This window comes from uncultured Microbulbifer sp. (genome assembly GCF_947504145.1).
In the GTDB taxonomy this organism is placed as follows: domain Bacteria; phylum Pseudomonadota; class Gammaproteobacteria; order Pseudomonadales; family Cellvibrionaceae; genus Microbulbifer.
On sequence record NZ_CANNGQ010000002.1, the window covers coordinates 467,355 to 484,201 of the forward strand.

A 16,847-nucleotide genomic window follows, 5' to 3' on the forward strand; every position below is an offset into this window, starting at 1 on the left:
ACGCAGGATTGATCCCGCCTGTTCTGGCAGTGTAACCAACCTCGACTATCTTGAAGCTTGACCGGGCAATCCTGTCGTGGAGCCATCTGCCCTGTGCGCAATAATTGATAAAGAAAATGAGGTCTCAATGTCTGTTGCCCTGCTTGTGGTACTGGCTGCCAATGGTGCGATTGAATCTTCCGCGGTGAACCGCGTTGCAGCAAACAGTGAAGCGGTGGAGGAAGTCTCCGTCCTCGGCCGCCAACTGAACCTGAACGGCGAGGCCATCTCTGCCTCCCAGGGAGAAGTGGGGCCGACGGAAATTGGCGCCTGGCCGTTGATCCGCACCGGTGACCTGATGGAGTTTGTTCCCGGCATGGTGGCCACCCAGCACTCCGGCAGCGGCAAAGCCAACCAGTATTTTCTGCGTGGTTTCAATCTCGACCACGGCACCGACTTCGCCACCTTCGTGGACGGTATGCCGGTCAACCTGCGCACCCACGGCCATGGGCAAGGCTATACAGATCTCAATTTCGTCATTCCGGAAACCGTTGAGCGCCTGCGCTATCGCAAAGGGCCCTACCACGCGGATGTCGGGGACTTTTCCTCGGCGGGTTCTGCCCGATTCGTAATCGCGGAAACGCTCAATCGCGGCATTGCCGAACTGGCGTTCGGTGAGCATGGCTATCGCCGCGGCGTGGTGGCGGACTCGGTGCAGACCGGCAGCAGCGACCTGTTATTCGCTGCCGAGTGGCAGACCTACGATGGCCCCTGGAGCGATATCAGTGAAGACGTCAACAAAGTAAACCTGCTCGGCAAGGTCGCCAGCGACCTGGCCGGTGGCCGTGCGCACCTCACGTTGATGGGGTATGACAACCAGTGGAATTCCCCGGACCAGATTCCCGCGCGTGCGGTGGCGCAGGGCATCATTGACCCATACGGATCTCTGGACCCGAGCCTCGGCGGCGACACCCGTCGCTACAGTCTGTCCGGGGGCTGGACCGGCGCCTTCGTCGGCGGCGAACTCTCTGTCAGTGCCCATGCCATCGATTACGACTTCAACCTCTGGTCCAACTTCACCTACCAGCTGGAGCACCCGGATAGCGGCGATCAGTTCCAGCAGCGGGATGACCGTCGCATCTACGGTTTTGCAGTGGCACAGCAGTGGCAGCGCGAAGCCGCCAGCTGGCAACTGGGCGTGCAGGGGCGTCGGGATGATATCGATCAGGTGGGGCTGTACCACACTGCCGGGCGCGAGGTGCTGGGCACGGTGCGCGAGGATCGGGTGATGGAAGACAGCCTGGCGCTGTTCGCCATAAACCAGTACCAGTGGAGCGACACTCTGCGCTCCTATGTAGGGTTGCGTTACGACCACTACGAGTTCGATGTAAACGCGGGACTGGCGCAAAACAGCGGTCAGCGCAGCGACGCTAAATCCTCGCTCAAGGCGAGCCTCGCCTGGCAACCCTGGCCAGTATCCGAGTTTTACCTTAGCTACGGCCAGGGGCTCCATTCCAACGACGCCCGTGGCACCGTTATTCAGGTGGACCCGGTGTCTGGCGAGCCGGTTGCAGCGGTCGATCCACTGGTGGAGTCCCGCGGCTACGAGCTGGGATCACGACTATTTGTTACCGATCAGCTGCACGCCACCCTGGCCCTGTGGGAACTGGATCTGGATTCCGAGCTGCTGTTTGTGGGAGACGCGGGCAATACCGAGGCCAGCCGTCCCAGCGAGCGCCGTGGCGCAGAGTTGGGGGTCTACTGGTTTGCCTCCGAGCGCATCAGCGCGGAGCTGGAAGTGTCTTATACCGATGCACAGTTTGCCGACCGCGATGCCGCGGGCAACGAGGTCCCCGGCTCGATTCCGCTGGTGGCCAGTGCCGCGCTCAATTACCAGGGCGATCGTGGCTGGTTCGCCTCCGTGCACCTGCGTCACTTCGGCGCTTATCCCCTGATTGAGGATCGTAGTGTGCAGTCTGAGGGTTCCTCTCTGGTGAATGTGCGAATGGGACGGGACTTCGACAACAGCTGGCGCCTGCAACTGGACCTGTTGAATGCCCTGGATTCCGGTGACCACGATGTGGACTACTTCTACGCCTCGCGTCTGCCGGGTGAGGGGGCCGAGGGCGTGGAGGATATCCACTATCACATTTTCGAGCCGCGCACCCTGCGTGCGTCGCTCCGCTACAGCTTCTGAGTTGCCGGGCGCCCCATGAAACTGTTGTCGATCCTCGCCGATGCCCGGGATGCCGAGCGCATAGCCGGTATTGCCGAAACCTGTGCAGCCGAGGAATTCCGTCTGGATGCGCATGTACCCAGTGGGCACCAGAGCATGCGTATGCTGGTGAGCGACGACAAGGTGCAGTCGGTGCTGGACCTGCTGGCGCCCCTGGTAGAGCGCGTGGCCGGTGCGCGTGTGCTGGTGATTCCGGTGGAGGTGTCGCTTCCCCAGCAGAGTGAAGAAGAGCGGAAGAAAGAAGACACCGCATTGGCGGCGCGCGAGGCGCTTTATGCCAGTGCGGAAAAAAGCGCACGCCTGGACCGGGATTACCTGATCCTGGTCGTACTCTCCACCATTGTGGCCGCGATCGGCCTGCTGGAAGACAACGTAGCGGTGATCATCGGCGCCATGGTGATCGCACCACTACTGGGGCCGAACATGGCATTTGGCCTGGGAACGGCCCTCGGGGACACCGGGCTGATGCGCAGCGCCCTGGCGTCTCTGTCGGTGGGCGTTCTGGTTGCGGCGGGGATTTCCGTGGTGATCGGGCTGGTATGGCCCTGGAATGAATACAGTGTGGAAGTGCTGGCGCGCACCAATGTGGGTTGGGACTCGGTGGCGCTGGCGTTGGCTTCCGGTGCCGCGGCGGCTCTTTCGATGACCACGGGATTGTCCAGTGTGCTGGTAGGCGTGATGGTGGCGGTGGCACTGCTGCCACCGGCGGCTACCTTCGGCATGATGATCGGCGCGGGCAGGTGGCAGCTGGCGGCGGGTGCGGGTCTGTTACTGGCGGTCAATATCGTGTGCGTGAACCTCGCCTGCAAGCTGGTATTTCTGGCCAAGGGCATAGAGCCGCGCACCTGGTGGCAGAAAAAATCCGCGCACCGCTCTATGATCATCTACATCAGTGTGTGGGTGGTGACCCTGCTGCTGCTCTCCCTGGCCATTCATCTGCGCAACCAGTTCAATCTTCAGTGATTGGACGCATCCAGTTTTTCCAGTAATTCTTCTGCCCAACGTATCCAGGTTTTCTCGGTCTCGATGCCCAGCAGCAACGGCTGGTGGGCGAGCCACAGGCGCTGTTGCTGCTCTTGCGGGCGGCGGTAAAACCGCTGGTTTTGGGCTTCGTAGGTAGCGAGCATCGCCCGGTGCTCGTGTAAGTGCCGCTCCAGCTCCGCGCGCAACTGCGCGCTGCTCAGATGGTGGCCGGCAAACAACTGGATCAGGAAGGGCTCGCGGATTTTCTGTGCCGCGGCAGGCCTGGCTGCCCATTCCGCCAGCGCCATGCGCCCGGCCCCGGTAAGCGAATAGATTTTCTTGTCTGGCCTCCCTTCCTGGGGCTGCTCTGTGCAGTCCAGTAATCCCTCTCCGTGCAACTTGTGCAGCTCGCGGTACATCTGTTGGTGGCTTGCGCTCCAGAAGTAACTGACGCTGCGCTCAAAGCGGCGTTTCAGGTCGTAACCGCTGCCGGGCTCGATATCCAGCAGGGTCAGTACGGCAAATCTCAGTGACATATCAGTGACATCGTTGGCGTGCTTGGTGTTGGTGTACTTGGTGTTGGGGTGCGTGGGGTGGCAGTGTTTGGGCCGTGTGGCCCGGATACCGGTACTTCATTACGCTTTGTCGCTATGCAAGTAGTTGCATAATCCTCTGTCGAATAGGGCAGTGTAATCGCTGGTGGCCACCCGGGCACGGACTGAATCCTCGAAGCCGGGGTAGTGAGGGTGTGCAACCGTCCGTCCCGGTGGACAAATCTCTACCTGAATAAATGGTCATAGTTGTTGCATTTCGGAAAACCGGAATATTTAGGATGCACATGTAGGGAATGGTGGAAAGTTAACTTGCGGGGCCTAGTAATTAGATTTTCTGTAGATATAATCGCCGGCGCCACCAAAAGTGGCTGAATAATGTCCAATCGCAATTCCGGCGGGTTACCCCCTGCCGTATATCGGATCCGTTTGTCGCCATGTCACCGCAATCCCTGTCTCAGGCCACTGAAGCCATCCCCGTCTCCCCACCGGTCATGGTGCTGGAAGACGAGCAGCCGGTAGAGACCAGCCAGTCCACCAATACTGAACACAATGCGCGACAGAATCGCCGGACTCGCCGGGACGAATGGTTGCTGGATGTGTTCGCCATGAACAGTTTTTCCTGGGCGATTGCCATCCCTATCGAGCTGGTACTGGCGGGCATGAGTTGGCGGGAACATCTGCAGGTACGCCTGCTGGCGGTAGTGTTCAACACGGTGATTGCGCGCCCGTTCAGTCTCTATCGCAACTGGGTAGTGGCACGTTTTGGTCGCGGCAGTGGCCTGCACAACTACGCGGTGGACACCTTCGTCTTTCTCAGTTTCCAGCTGCCTCTGTACACCCTCAACATGATACTTGGCGGTGCCTCCGTGGCGGAAATCGCCACGGCATGTATCACCTTCGTATTGATTGCCGGCGCACTGGGGCGTCCCTATGGAATGTATCTCGACTGCCTGCGACGGCTGTGGCTGAATAGGCGGCCGGGAGCGAATAGCGTCTCTGCCGGCTGACACTTTTTCATCAGATATCTCCCGTAAACAGTACGGGGCGGAGTATTCCGGGTATGCAGAATAAACATATAGAAAACAATGGCATACAGAGTGATATGGCGACCATCGGGGTGATTGCCGGTACCGCCACCGATACTCGCTTCGGGCTCGAATTTCTGGCCGCCCGGCAGGTGCCGGGAATGGGCCTCGCGATTTCCTCGTCGCCACAGGCCCAGACTCAGCTGCAGGCGCTCGGCCGCAGCGATCTGACCCGCCAGTTGATCGATGCTATTGCACGGCTGGACGCTGCGGGTGCTGGCGCGGCAATGATCTACTGTAACTCCCTGTCCGGTGCCGTGGATATGGCCGCGGTGCGCTCCGCCGCGGCGATCCCGGTGATTTCGCCGCTGGATGTCTATGCCGAGCTGACTCAGCGCTACCGCAATTTCGGATTGCTGGCGGCCAATTGCCAGAGTTGTGCCAATATCGAGCGCGAAATTCTCTCCGGCAATCCCTCTGCCAAGGTGATTGGTATCGGCAACCTGCAGATCGTGGAAGATATCGAGGACGGTATGCCCGCCGGGGTGATTGTGCGGCAGCACGCGCTGGACGACCTGGCCGCAGCCCTGGTGAAGAGCGGCGTGCAAATTCTTATCCTCGGTTGTACGCATTTCGACTACTTTTATGAAGAACTGCTGTCGTTCTGTGATGGAATCCGCCTGTTTCTGCCTTCTGAGCGAATGCTGGCGATTCTGCAGGAGCGGACGGTTCAGGCAGCTTAATAATTGAGCGAATTAGTTGGTACGGGTGTTTATTTGCGCCTTATGCCACATTTTCACACTGTATTTTCTGCCAAATGGCGTAAAATGATCTTGTTCGTGCCCTGAGTTTGGGGTATCAAACGCGCGAGCAAGCGCACACTAATAAATCGGAATGGCTTCCCGGCGTTACCTGCCGGGGCCTGCAGTCAGCAAGGCAAGCCGTCCGACCGGGTCGCAGGAATGACCCGGCACATAATTGGTTTTCAAGGATGAATACAGCCATGCCCTTCCACGGCTCCGTCAGTCGTTCCCTGTCCAGTATCCCTGCCATCGGTGTATCCGCATACCAGCGGACATTGCCTGTGCTTCTCGTGCCACTGGCCGGTTTCTCTAGCCCCGTATCCGCATTTCCTGGAGAGACGCTGCTCCTGGATACCGAGGTGCCTTTCATCTGGGTGCTTGTCCTGGCGCTTTCAACGGCGGTTTTCGCGTTTGCCTGGATCGTTGCCCGGTCCAAGATCCGCACGGCGCTGGATGCGGGCGCGGCTCAGGCCACGGATTTGCAGGCGGAAAACGCCAAACTGTTTCGGCAAGTACAGTCCCGGGTGCACGAATTGATGACCCGCGACAAGCTGCTCGAGGAAGCAAAGCTCGAAGCGGAACAGATGCGCGAAGAGCACTGCGACTTCCTCTCCATCACCGGCCACCGCATGCGCAAGCCCCTGGAAACCCTGGTGAGCACCATGAACCTGCTCTCCCGCGGTACCGATGGTGAAGTGCGCCAGCTGGCCGAGGCAGCGCTGGGGCAGTGCCGGCAATTGCGCAGTAATATCGAGGACATACAGCGCACCGGGCAAATGTCCGGACAGGTGGTTCCCGCGGCGGCGACCCGGGACAGCGCCCAGCGCGAGCTGGAAGTCCTGCTGATTGAAAACGATACCCACCCTTCGCTGCGCACGCGTCTTGAGGCCCACGGCCACCGTGTGCGCCGGGAGACCAATGGTGTGGATGGCGCGGACGCCGCTCTGCGCGGCAAGTTTGACCTGGTACTGATCGACGTCCGGCTGCCACTGATCGACGGTGTGGAAACGGCGCGTAAAATCCGCGGCGACTTTGGCAACAAAGACCTGCTGATCTTCGGCATGCTGCCGGATCTGCGTAAAGGCGACAAAGAGCGCTACATGGAGCGCGGCCTGAGCGGCATCCTTCCGCTGCCCGCCAGTGACCCGCAATTGCTGCAGCTACTGAGTTGGGTGGAACAGAAAACCCGTGAGACTGCCCCCGCGGCCAAGCCCGCGCGCGCGGCGAAAATGCTGAACCCGACCACGCTCGAGCGCCAGCGCGACACCCTGGGGCACCTGGCCTTTGCCGAGTTGCTGGGTGAGCGTCTCGCCAATATGCCGAAGAAGATCACCTCCTTTACCAGCTCGCTCACCGGCCGCCACTGGCTGGATGCCCAGCACCAGGCCCAGGCCATTGCCGCAGAGGCGGAGAGCGTAGGCCTGGAAGTGGTGGCAAGTCGCCTCAAGGCGCTGTCGGCGCGTCTTTCAATCGACAGCGAGCGGGACTATTGCCGCCATCAGCGCACCGAGATTCTGGGTTTGATGCGCACGTCGATCCAGCAACTGAAGTCCTGGCGGGAGAAAAACGTACATACCGAGTGGGCTCTGAGATAAACACCGTGCTTGCCGCGACAGTGTGTAGCAGAACAGCGTTATCTTCTGCGGGATTTGCCCTTACACTTACGGCTGCATTTTTTAACGGTATTTCCTGAAGGAGCCCAGAGCCTATGTCCGAGCAGTACCCAGCCCCACAGCAGGCCGAGCGCGAGCGCTCGGGCCGCGATATCGCCACGTTGGTGTATCTGATTCAGGCCATCAGTCTGTTTACGGCGGTACCTTTTTTCGTCGGTGTGCTGATCAACTATGTAAAGCGCGGCGACGTGCGCGGGACCCTCGCCGAGTCCCACTTCCGCTGGCAGATCCGCACCTTCTGGTACAGCCTGCTGTGGTTTGTGGTGGGTTGGGCCACGGTATGGATTCTGGTGGGCTTTGTGGTGTGGGGAATCAGCTGGGTGTGGATGGTCTACCGCGTGATTCGCGGCTGGTTGACCCTGTCGGACAACCGCCCCGCCTATGCCTGAGCGCGAAGCGCAGGGTTTAAGGAATTGATGTAATACCAGTAAACGGTGAGAGAAACCGTTGAGCGGCCCAGGTGGCCGCTCTTTTTTTGCCAGTGAAAATGGGCTCGGGTTTTAGGCTCGCGCTCTAGAAGCCGCCCATCAATGCCAGGACAAACAGGTCGGCGGGCAGTTGCTGTCCGTTGACCTCGAGCTTGCCGCGCTCCAGTTGCAGGTGCATCGACAGCTGGCCATTGTTTTCTTTGAGGAATCCGTACTGCTTGAGGGCGCTGGCCTGCATGATCAGCGGAGATTGCATCAGCGCTTGCTCGGCAGCGGAGATATTCGCGGTGCCGTTCAGGCTGTCCAGCCAGAACAGCTTGTCGTTGCCCACTTGCCGGTTTCTCGGCATCCCCTTCCAATCCACATCCATCTGCAGCTGCATGGGGCCATTGGCGCTTTCGATGTCCAGTTGCTGCTGCATCTTCAGCGGTCGGTCGAACACCTGCGGCCAGCTGCGCTGGGCGGATGGAGTCAGCAGGGCGGTGTACAGATAGTGGTGCAGGTCGTCGTAACCGATCGCCGGCAGGTTGATCTGCTGGGTGAGGGCGCGGGCCGGGGTGGAAGACTGGATTTGCGGCAGCTTGATGGCGGTCTGCACATTCAGGGTGCGGGCGGCGACCAGTTTGCCAGTGTAATCGAATTCCACGTCGCGCAGTTCCAGGGGGCCCGAGTCGTTGTTGGTGCGCACCAGGGGCAGCTTGGCGTGCAGGGACCCTGCACCGCCGGGAGAAAGCTCGAAGTTGCCCTTGGCCGACTGCAGGTAGAGGGATTCCCGGTGGCCATCCATGCGTACGAACTCGCCGAGTTCGAAGTGACTGGCCTGCTGTTGCCCCTGGTAGTCTGTCACCATCTGGATACGGGCACCGGCAAACTGGATCTGCTGGTCCGCGACATTGCGGTCGATGGGCAGCAGGTGCAGGGTGTTGGTGACACGGTTGTTAGCGCCGACCAGGGTTTCCACCACGATGGGGCTGTCTGCGAGTGTATCGCCGATAGGCCCGTAGTAGGCCTCCAGCTGGTAGCGCAGAGTCGGCTCCAGCTGTTTGCCGGTCAGCCGGGTCTCCGCATACAGGGCGCCGATACGCGGGCCGCTGCGGGTGAACAGAACCGGGCCGTGCTGGATCTCGGTAAGGGTTTCGGAGACGCCGTCTTTGCCCTTCATTAAGGTCAGAGCTTCGGCGCCAAACCAGCCGCCCCGATAGCCGGTCAGCTCGATATTCGGCTGCTGGGCGAGCTGCTGCTTCAACACCGCTTCCACTTTCGGGCCGATCAGGCCGGGAGCAATCAGGGCCGCCAGCAGGAGAAGAGCGGAGAAGGCAATCAGGATAAAACGTAAAGCTTTCATGTGGTCAAATATCAGGCGTTTGTATCGAAGCGCCCGATGGTAGCAGATCGCGATGAATCCCGTGACCGCAATTCGCCTCAATCCCCCTTGATTACCCCACATTCCCCGGCAATGGCGCGGGCCACTTTGGAGCCGCTTTCCCGGCCCAGGGCGCGGGAAATAAAGTTGCCGGCCTTGGCCAGGCGGCCCAGGTCGATGCCTGTGTGGATTCCGAGCCCGTCCAGCATATACAGCACATCTTCACTGGCCACATTGCCGGAGGCGCCGCGGGCGTAGGGGCAGCCCCCGAGGCCGGCCACTGCCGAATCCACCACCGCGACACCGGTCTGCAGGGCGGCATAGATATTTGCCAGTGCCTGACCGTAGGTATCGTGAAAGTGCACCGCCAGTTTTTCCAGCGGCACCTGCTGTGCCACGGCTTCAATCATGTGCCGGGCCCGGTCCGGGGTTCCGACGCCGATGGTGTCGCCCAGGCTGATCTCGTAGCAGCCCATGTCCAGCAGGGCCCGGCTTACTTCTGCGACCTTTTGCGGATGGATGTCTCCCTCGTAGGGGCACCCGAGTACGCAGGACACGTAGCCGCGCACGGGAATACCGTCGGCGCGCGCCTGCTCGGCCAGCGGGCGGAAGCGTTCCAGGCTCTCCTCGATGGAGCAGTTGATGTTCTTGCGGGTAAAACTCTCGGACGCTGCACCGAATACCGCCACTTCGTCAGCGTTGGCATCCCGCGCGCGCTCGTAGCCCACCATGTTGGGGGTGAGGGCGCTGTAGATGACGCCGGGTTTGCGCGCAATGCCTGCGAGCACCTCTTCACTGGCGGCCATCTGCGGCACCCACTTGGGACTGACGAAGCTGCCGGCTTCGATCGCCTGCAGGCCGCTGTCGCTCAGCAGGTCGATCAGTTGCACGCGCGTCTGCACCGAGATGGGTTCTTTTTCATTCTGCAGGCCGTCGCGTGGGCCCACTTCGACGATTTTTACGCGATCCGGAAGCGTCATCTGTTGTGGCCTCATTTTTAAGCGTCTGCAGTTTCAGCGTTGAAGTCGATCAACAGGCTGCCGCCGTCCACCAGTTCGCCCGCGGCGCAGAAGAACTGATTGACGGTACCGTCCGCCGGCGCGCGCAGGGTGTGCTCCATCTTCATTGCTTCCATCACCAGCAGCGGCTGGTCTTTGCTGACTCTGGCGCCGGGCTCCGCCAGCAGGGTGACGATGGTGCCGTTCATCGGCGCTTCGAGGCCGTGTGCGGCGTCGGTATTTTCACCGGTGTCCGGCGGCAGGATTTTGAAGTCCACCTGTTCGCCGCTGACAAACACCGTGCCTTCGCCGTCGTGGGCGACGCTGGAGTAATTCACCCGGCGTCCGTCCAGTACCGCCACATTCTGGCCGTGGTGCGAGGAGATGGTCCCGCTCTGTGCGTCCACGGCAGAATCGCAACGCCACAGCAGGGCCTCGTCGTTGCCGGAAAAGTGGATTTCGATTTCGCGCCCGTGCACTTCCACTTTTTGGCTGCGCCACACGGTCAGTCCGTTGCGCCAGTTGCTGCCGCTGTGCCAGGGTGAGAACGGATCGGCTTTGGGCGCGCTGCGGTGTTGCGCGCGGGTTTCACTGTGATGCAGGAAGGCGGCGATGGCTGCACACTGCTGCGCACGCAGTTGTTGTTCCTGTTGCAGGATTTCCTGCTCGTGGTCTTCGATAAAGTGTGTGGTGACACGACCGTTTACAAACGCGGTGTGGTTGATCACCCGGCGCAGGAATTCAATATTGTGGCGCAGACCGGCGATCTGATACTGCTGCAGGGCGCGGTCGAGTTTGGCCAGGGCCTCGCGGCGGTTGCGGCCGTGCACGATCAGTTTTGAGATCATCGGGTCGTAGTGCACGCTGATTTCATCGCCGGTCTGCACGCCGGTATCCACGCGCACTGCCTGGTCCTGACGCGGGGGCTGGTGACGCAACAGCTTGCCGGTTGCGGGCAGGAAGTCGTTATCCGGATCTTCAGCGTAGATGCGCACTTCAAAGGCGTGGCCGACGATGTGCAGGTCGTCCTGTTCCAGCGGCAGGGCTTCGCCCGCGCCCACTGCCAGCTGCCAGGCCACCAGGTCCTGGCCGGTGATCATCTCGGTGACGGGGTGCTCTACCTGCAGGCGGGTATTCATTTCCATAAAGTAGAAAGCACCGCTGCCGTCCAGCAGGAATTCCACGGTGCCGGCGCCCACATAGCCGATGGCGTGGGCGGCGCGCAGGGCGGCTTCGCCCATCTTTTTGCGGGTTTCTTCCGGCAGGCCAGGGGCCGGCGCTTCTTCGACCACTTTCTGGTGGCGGCGCTGTACGGAACAGTCGCGCTCGAACAGGTAAACGCCGTTGCCCTGTTTGTCGCAGAACACCTGGATTTCCACGTGGCGCGGGTTCACTACGTAGCGCTCGATCAGCATGATGTCGTCGCTGAAGGCGTTCTGCGATTCTCGCTTGGCGGCATCGAGGGCTGCGTGAAAATCGTCGGCCTTGTCTACCCGACGCATACCTTTACCGCCACCACCGGCGGCGGCTTTGAGCAGCACGGGGTAGCCAATCCGGTTGGCGTGGCCTTCGAGAATCCCTGGGTCTTGATTGGTGCCGTGGTACCCGGGTACCAGCGGCACATTGGCTTCTTCCATGATCCGCTTGGCGGCAGATTTGGAGCCCATGGCTTCGATGGCGCCGGCGGGAGGGCCGACAAAGATGATGCCGGCTTCGTCGCAGGCGCGGCAGAAGCGGGCGTTTTCTGAGAGGAAGCCGTACCCGGGGTGGATGGCGTCTGCGCCGGTGCGTTTGGCGGCGGCGAGGACTTTGTCGACGTCCAGGTAGGATTCTCTGGCCGGTGCGGGGCCGAGGTGCACGGCTTCATCGGCCTGCTGGACGTGCAGGGCGTTGGCATCTGCGTCGGAATACACCGCAACGGTGGCGACGCCGAGGCGGCGCGCGGTGCGGATAATACGACAGGCGATTTCGCCGCGGTTGGCGATCAGCAGTTTGCGAATCATAGCTGGCTCTGTTTGGTCTTTCCCGGGTTCTTGGGGGCTCTGTTCTTCGACGGTGGCGGCCGGTCGTCGGGGGCAGGTTTTCAGGACCGCTGTGAACCCATCCCTGGGCGCTTCGGCGCAAACATCCTGTTTGCGACGATCCTGAAAACCTGCCCCCGACGCCCGCCCTTCAATTTAAACTTCAGTGCTTCGTAAGCTCTGGATTCCGGGGCGAGCCCGGAATGACGAATCCAAAAAATAGTTTGGGGTAATGTCATCCCGGACTTGACCCGGGATCCAGCCAGCGGGGCTCAATCCTCGCTCGAATTCATCCAGCTCGGCGCACGCTTCTCCAGAAACGCACTCAATCCTTCCTGCCCTTCCGGAGATACGCGAACGGCAGCAATTAGAGCACTGGTCTGCCCCTGCAGCTCGTCGTTGACGACGCGGTTGGACATAGACATGGCCAGCTGTTTGGCCATGGTCACCGCATTGGGGCCATTGTCGGTAATGCTGTTCACCAGCTTCTGTACCGTCAGGTCCAGCTCTGCTTCCTGCACTACTTCGGAAACCAGCCCGATTTCTTTTGCGCGTTCCGCGGAGAAGCGCTCGGCGGTGACAAAGTAACGGCGCGCCTGGCGGGTGCCGATGGCGTTGATGACATACGGGCTGATGGTGGCGGGCAGCAGGCCGATTTTGACTTCGCTCAGGCAGAAGCTGGCGCGCTCGGCGGCGACGGCGATGTCGCAGCAGCTGACCAGACCCACCGCGCCGCCAAACGCAGCACCCTGTACGCGGGCGATGGTGGGGGCGGGGAAGTTGTCCAGTTTGTGCAGCATGGCGGCGAGGGTGGCGGCGTCGGTGCGGTTTTGTTCTTCACTGTAATCCGCCATGCGCTTCATCCAGTTGAGGTCGGCGCCGGCGGAGAAGTTTTTGCCGTTGGAGGCGAGAATCAGTGCGCGAACACCGCCGCTGCGAGCGAGGTTATCGAAGGTTTCGCCCAGCTGGCGAATCAGGTCGTCGTCGAAGGCGTTGTGGATTTCCGGACGGTTTAGGGTAACCGTGGCAACGCCTTCGTTGTCGATTTCGCACAGCATTTTTTCGGTCATGGTGATTCCTTGAAATTGGCTATAGCTACGGAGTCGGTAAGGTTCTGATGCCGGTATTGGTTTGCTGGACCTTCAAAAACATGGATGTTTTTGCAGAGCCCCCAGGGATGGGTTTACGGCGTGTCCAGCAAACCAATACCGGCAGCAGGACCCGCACCATACTATCCCCGTGCTCAGAACTACATTCGAAAGACCCCGAACTTGGTCTCTTCAGGTTCCTTGTGAGTGGCCGCAGCCAGACACAGTCCCAACACGGTGCGGGTGTCTTTCGGGTCGATCACCCCGTCATCCCACAGTCGCGCGGAGGCGTAATATGGATGCCCCTGGTGTTCGTAGTCATCGATGATCGGCTGCTTGAACTTGGCGATCTCTTCCTCGCTCCAGTCCTCACCTTTCGCCGCCATTTGATCTTTCTTGACCTGCGCCAGTACACCGGCGGCCTGTTCGCCACCCATCACCGAGATGCGTGCATTTGGCCACATAAACAGGAAGTTGGGATCGTAAGCGCGGCCACACATGCCGTAATTACCCGCACCGAAAGAACCACCGATCAGGATGGTGATTTTGGGCACTTTGGCAGTGGCAACCGCGGTCACCATCTTGGCGCCGTGCTTCGCAATACCGCCAGCCTCGTACTGCTTGCCCACCATAAAACCGGTGATGTTCTGCAGGAATACCAGCGGAATATTGCGCTGGGCACACAGCTCAATAAAGTGCGCGCCTTTTTGGGCGCTCTCGGCAAACAGGATGCCGTTGTTGGCAACAATGCCCACCGGGTAACCGTGAATCCGTGCAAAACCGGTCACCAGCGTAGTGCCGTACATCGCCTTAAATTCATCAAATTCAGAACCGTCCACAACCCGAGCGATAATCTCGCGCACATCAAACGGTTGGCGGGAATCCTTCGGCACAATGCCGTAGATCTCCTCCGGCGGATAAATCGGCTCGATCGGCTTTTGCACATCAAGCCCGGGATTCTTCACCCGGTTCAATCGCGATACGGAATTGCGCGCAATCTGCAGCGCGTGGGTATCGTTATTGGCAAAATGGTCGGAAACCCCGGAAGTCTTACAGTGCACCTCCGCACCACCTAGCTCCTCCGCCGAAACCTCTTCCCCGGTTGCGGCCTTCACCAGCGGCGGTCCCGCCAGGAAAATCGTGGCCTGCTCCTTCACCATAATGGACTCATCCGCCATCGCCGGCACATAAGCACCACCCGCGGTACAGCTGCCCATCACCACAGCAATCTGTGGAATATTCTGCGCAGACAGATTCGCCTGGTTGAAGAAGATACGCCCGAAGTGCTCGCGATCCGGGAATACATCGTCCTGGCGCGGCAGGTTGGCACCGCCGGAATCCACCAGATAAATGCAGGGGAGATTGTTCTGTTCGGCAACGGCCTGCGCGCGCAGGTGCTTCTTCACCGTGAGCGGATAATAGGTGCCGCCTTTTACGGTTGCATCGTTGGCAACAATCACACAGGGCTGGCCCGCAACGGTACCAATGCCGGTAAGAATGCCTGCAGCCGGCACGTCTTCACCGTAAACGTCATAGGCGGCCAGCTGGGAAAACTCCAGAAACGGGCTGCCCGGATCCAGCAGCGTGTCGATACGATCGCGAGGTAGTAGTTTTCCTCGGGAGACATGCTTCTCCCGCGCCCGCTCGCTGCCGCCTTTGGCGATGGTTTCCAGCTTCTCCCGCAGGTCATCGACGATGCTCTGCATCTGTTCACGGTTTTCCGCAAACGCCGGGTCTCGGGAATTAATCTTGCTCTGAATCTGATTCATAAAATCTTACGAAGTTGATTCGTGCTCAGTGCCAAAAGCGAAGGCGCTGATGCCGGTATTGGTTTGCAGGACCTTCTGCGACAGGGATGTCGCGGAAGAGCCCCCATGGATGGGTTCACGGCGTGTCCTGCAAACCAATACCGGCAGCAGGGCCGCCACGGAGCTTGCAACGAAGCTCACGCGAACCTAATTAAGAACTTAGCGAGTCTCGTTAAACAACTCGCGCCCGATCAACATGCGACGGATCTCGGAAGTGCCCGCGCCAATCTCATACAGCTTGGCGTCGCGCAGCAGACGGCCGGTAGCGTACTCATTGATATAACCGTTACCGCCCAGCGTCTGAATAGCCTGCAGGGCCATCTGCGTCGCACGCTCCGCAGTAAACAGGATTACCGCCGCAGAATCCTTGCGCGAATCCTCACCGCGGTCACAGGCCCGCGCCACCGCATACAAATACGCACGGCTCGCATTCAGATCCGCATACATATCCGCAACCTTGCCCTGCATCAGCTGGAACTCACCAATCGCCTTGCCGAACTGCTTGCGCTCGTGCAGGTAGGGCACCACGATATCCAGGCACGCCTGCATAATCCCCACCGGGCCACCGGACAGAATCGTCCGCTCGTAATCCAGACCGCTCATCAGCACCCGAACGCCACCGTTCAGCTGCCCCAGAATATTTTCTTCCGGCACCTCACAGTCCTCAAACACCAGCTCACAAGTGTTGGAACCGCGCATCCCCAGCTTGTCCAGCTTCTGCGCCTGCGAGAAGCCCTTGAAACCGCGCTCAACAATAAACGCCGTAATACCACCAGAGCTGATGCCCGGCTCCGTGCGCGCATAGATCACATACGTGTGTGCATCGGGACCATTGGTGATCCACATCTTGTTGCCGTTCAGGATAAAACGGTCGCCTTTCTTTTCCGCCTTCAACTGCAGGCTCACCACATCGGAGCCGGAGTTCGGCTCACTCATCGCCAGCGCACCAATGTGCTCACCGGAACACAGCTTAGGCAGATACTTCGCCTTCTGCTCCGCAGTGCCGTTCTTGCGAATCTGGTTCAAACACAGGTTCGAGTGGGCACCGTAAGACAGACCGACCGATGCGGACGCGCGGGAAATCTCCTCCATCGCCACCGCATGGGCCAGATAGCCCATATTCGAGCCGCCGTATTCCTCTTCCACGGTCATGCCCAACAGGCCCAGCTCGCCGAACTTCTTCCACATGTCGGCGGGGAAAAGATTGTCTTCATCGATCTGCGCCGCGCGCGGGGCCAGTTCTGCCTGACAGAACTTGTAGACCATATCCCGCAGCATTTCGATGTCTTCACCGAGGCCGAAGTTGAGGGTTGGGTAAGGCGTGTTCATGGGCTGCTCCGCAATGAATCAGTCAGAGTGTGTTTGAAATAAGGTTTTCAGGGTTATTTGCTTTGTTCTTTCAGCGCCGCCCGGGTGCGGGCGCTGGCATCGTCCAGCTGTGCGAGCATCTTTTCGATGTCCCGCTGCTGCTCGCGCAACTGCTGGCGCTTGCTGTCGATGCGGTCGAGGAGACGGTTGAGCTGCTCCACATTGCCGTGGGCCGGGTCGTACATATCGATGATTTCCCGGCTCTCATCCAGCGAGAAGCCCAGACGCTTGCCACGCAGGATCAGCTTCAGGCGCACCCGGTCTTCCGGTGTGTACACACGCGTCTGCCCGCGCCGCTGAGGGGTCAGAAGCCCCTTGTCTTCATAGAAGCGGATCGTGCGGGTGGTGATCCCGAACTCCTGGGCCAGCTCGGAGATGCTGTAGCTGTGGGCGGTGGTAGTGCTCATTCGGCCAGGGTGCTCATGGATAGTCCTCAGATCTGCCGGAAGTCTAGTTGACGTTTACGTTAACGTAAACCTCGATCTTCGCCAATGCATGACTGTTGTTGGATGGTTGGTCAAGGCTGGGTGGGCGTGGAAA

Annotated in this window: 14 protein-coding genes; 6 read left to right on the forward strand and 8 right to left on the reverse strand. The window is 60.1% G+C overall.

The window, feature by feature from the left end; translation table 11 throughout:
• Positions 1–127 precede the first annotated feature (127 nt).
• Positions 128–2,176, forward strand: coding sequence for a TonB-dependent receptor (locus tag Q1A74_RS08555; protein ID WP_299594674.1), 2,049 nt, complete (start codon positions 128–130; stop codon positions 2,174–2,176).
• A gap of 15 nt (positions 2,177–2,191) precedes the next feature.
• The gene (locus tag Q1A74_RS08560; RefSeq protein WP_299594677.1) at positions 2,192–3,178 is read left to right on the forward strand and encodes a TIGR00341 family protein; all 987 of its coding nucleotides are present in this window, start codon (positions 2,192–2,194) and stop codon (positions 3,176–3,178) included.
• Here the strand turns inward: Q1A74_RS08560 and Q1A74_RS08565 are convergent.
• Positions 3,172–3,714, reverse strand: a complete 543-nt coding sequence (locus tag Q1A74_RS08565; RefSeq protein ID WP_299594679.1) for a PadR family transcriptional regulator — start codon at positions 3,712–3,714, stop codon at positions 3,172–3,174. The genes Q1A74_RS08560 and Q1A74_RS08565 overlap by 7 nt on opposite strands.
• A gap of 452 nt (positions 3,715–4,166) precedes the next feature.
• Between Q1A74_RS08565 and alaE the strand changes: the two genes are divergently transcribed.
• The 4 genes from alaE (at position 4,167) to Q1A74_RS08585 (ending at position 7,622) form a co-directional block, all read left to right on the forward strand.
• The gene (gene alaE, locus Q1A74_RS08570; protein ID WP_299594681.1) at positions 4,167–4,739 is read left to right on the forward strand and encodes an L-alanine exporter AlaE; all 573 of its coding nucleotides are present in this window, start codon (positions 4,167–4,169) and stop codon (positions 4,737–4,739) included.
• A 53-nt stretch (positions 4,740–4,792) separates the two neighbouring features.
• A complete protein-coding gene (locus tag Q1A74_RS08575) occupies positions 4,793–5,500 on the forward strand; it encodes an aspartate/glutamate racemase family protein (RefSeq protein ID WP_299594683.1) in 708 nt (235 codons plus the stop codon).
• Between the two features lie 248 nt (positions 5,501–5,748).
• Positions 5,749–7,155 (forward strand): response regulator, encoded by a 1,407-nt coding sequence (locus tag Q1A74_RS08580; RefSeq protein WP_299594685.1) that lies wholly within the window; start codon positions 5,749–5,751, stop codon positions 7,153–7,155.
• A gap of 113 nt (positions 7,156–7,268) precedes the next feature.
• Positions 7,269–7,622: a hypothetical protein gene (locus Q1A74_RS08585; RefSeq protein WP_299594687.1), complete on the forward strand. Its 354-nt coding sequence runs from the start codon at positions 7,269–7,271 to the stop codon at positions 7,620–7,622.
• Positions 7,623–7,746: 124 nt separating this feature from the next.
• On the opposite strand, the gene Q1A74_RS08590 is transcribed toward Q1A74_RS08585, so the two are convergent.
• From Q1A74_RS08590 to Q1A74_RS08620, 7 genes are all read right to left on the reverse strand, one after another.
• Complete coding sequence (locus tag Q1A74_RS08590) at positions 7,747–9,006, reverse strand: DUF945 family protein (RefSeq protein ID WP_299594689.1); 1,260 nt, start codon at positions 9,004–9,006, stop codon at positions 7,747–7,749.
• Between the two features lie 77 nt (positions 9,007–9,083).
• Positions 9,084–10,004: a hydroxymethylglutaryl-CoA lyase gene (locus tag Q1A74_RS08595; RefSeq protein WP_299594691.1), complete on the reverse strand. Its 921-nt coding sequence runs from the start codon at positions 10,002–10,004 to the stop codon at positions 9,084–9,086.
• 17 nt (positions 10,005–10,021) lie between these two features.
• Positions 10,022–12,025: an acetyl/propionyl/methylcrotonyl-CoA carboxylase subunit alpha gene (locus Q1A74_RS08600; protein WP_299594693.1), complete on the reverse strand. Its 2,004-nt coding sequence runs from the start codon at positions 12,023–12,025 to the stop codon at positions 10,022–10,024.
• A 290-nt stretch (positions 12,026–12,315) separates the two neighbouring features.
• Positions 12,316–13,113: an enoyl-CoA hydratase/isomerase family protein gene (locus Q1A74_RS08605; RefSeq protein WP_299594695.1), complete on the reverse strand. Its 798-nt coding sequence runs from the start codon at positions 13,111–13,113 to the stop codon at positions 12,316–12,318.
• Between the two features lie 179 nt (positions 13,114–13,292).
• Positions 13,293–14,900, reverse strand: a complete 1,608-nt coding sequence (locus Q1A74_RS08610) for a carboxyl transferase domain-containing protein (RefSeq protein WP_299594697.1) — start codon at positions 14,898–14,900, stop codon at positions 13,293–13,295.
• Between the two features lie 198 nt (positions 14,901–15,098).
• On the reverse strand, positions 15,099–16,268 hold the full coding sequence (locus Q1A74_RS08615; protein ID WP_299594699.1) for an isovaleryl-CoA dehydrogenase: 1,170 nt from the start codon (positions 16,266–16,268) through the stop codon (positions 15,099–15,101).
• Between the two features lie 53 nt (positions 16,269–16,321).
• Positions 16,322–16,714: a MerR family DNA-binding transcriptional regulator gene (locus Q1A74_RS08620; RefSeq protein ID WP_299594701.1), complete on the reverse strand. Its 393-nt coding sequence runs from the start codon at positions 16,712–16,714 to the stop codon at positions 16,322–16,324.
• Between the last annotated feature and the right edge of the window lie 133 nt (positions 16,715–16,847).

Bases quoted from the DNA above. Each gene is read 5' to 3' on its own strand.
- Q1A74_RS08610 (WP_299594697.1), bottom strand. From the start codon at position 14,900: ATGAATCAGATTCAGAGCAAGATTAATTCCCGAGACCCGGCGTTTGCG.
- Q1A74_RS08585 (WP_299594687.1), top strand. From the start codon at position 7,269: ATGTCCGAGCAGTACCCAGCCCCACAGCAGGCCGAGCGCGAGCGCTCG.
- Q1A74_RS08575 (WP_299594683.1), top strand. From the start codon at position 4,793: ATGCAGAATAAACATATAGAAAACAATGGCATACAGAGTGATATGGCG.
- Q1A74_RS08595 (WP_299594691.1), bottom strand. From the start codon at position 10,004: ATGACGCTTCCGGATCGCGTAAAAATCGTCGAAGTGGGCCCACGCGAC.
- Q1A74_RS08555 (WP_299594674.1), top strand. From the start codon at position 128: ATGTCTGTTGCCCTGCTTGTGGTACTGGCTGCCAATGGTGCGATTGAA.
- Q1A74_RS08620 (WP_299594701.1), bottom strand. From the start codon at position 16,714: ATGAGCACTACCACCGCCCACAGCTACAGCATCTCCGAGCTGGCCCAG.
- Q1A74_RS08615 (WP_299594699.1), bottom strand. From the start codon at position 16,268: ATGAACACGCCTTACCCAACCCTCAACTTCGGCCTCGGTGAAGACATC.
- Q1A74_RS08605 (WP_299594695.1), bottom strand. From the start codon at position 13,113: ATGACCGAAAAAATGCTGTGCGAAATCGACAACGAAGGCGTTGCCACG.
- Q1A74_RS08560 (WP_299594677.1), top strand. From the start codon at position 2,192: ATGAAACTGTTGTCGATCCTCGCCGATGCCCGGGATGCCGAGCGCATA.
- Q1A74_RS08600 (WP_299594693.1), bottom strand. From the start codon at position 12,025: ATGATTCGCAAACTGCTGATCGCCAACCGCGGCGAAATCGCCTGTCGT.
- Q1A74_RS08590 (WP_299594689.1), bottom strand. From the start codon at position 9,006: ATGAAAGCTTTACGTTTTATCCTGATTGCCTTCTCCGCTCTTCTCCTG.
- Q1A74_RS08580 (WP_299594685.1), top strand. From the start codon at position 5,749: ATGAATACAGCCATGCCCTTCCACGGCTCCGTCAGTCGTTCCCTGTCC.
- alaE (WP_299594681.1), top strand. From the start codon at position 4,167: ATGTCACCGCAATCCCTGTCTCAGGCCACTGAAGCCATCCCCGTCTCC.
- Q1A74_RS08565 (WP_299594679.1), bottom strand. From the start codon at position 3,714: ATGTCACTGAGATTTGCCGTACTGACCCTGCTGGATATCGAGCCCGGC.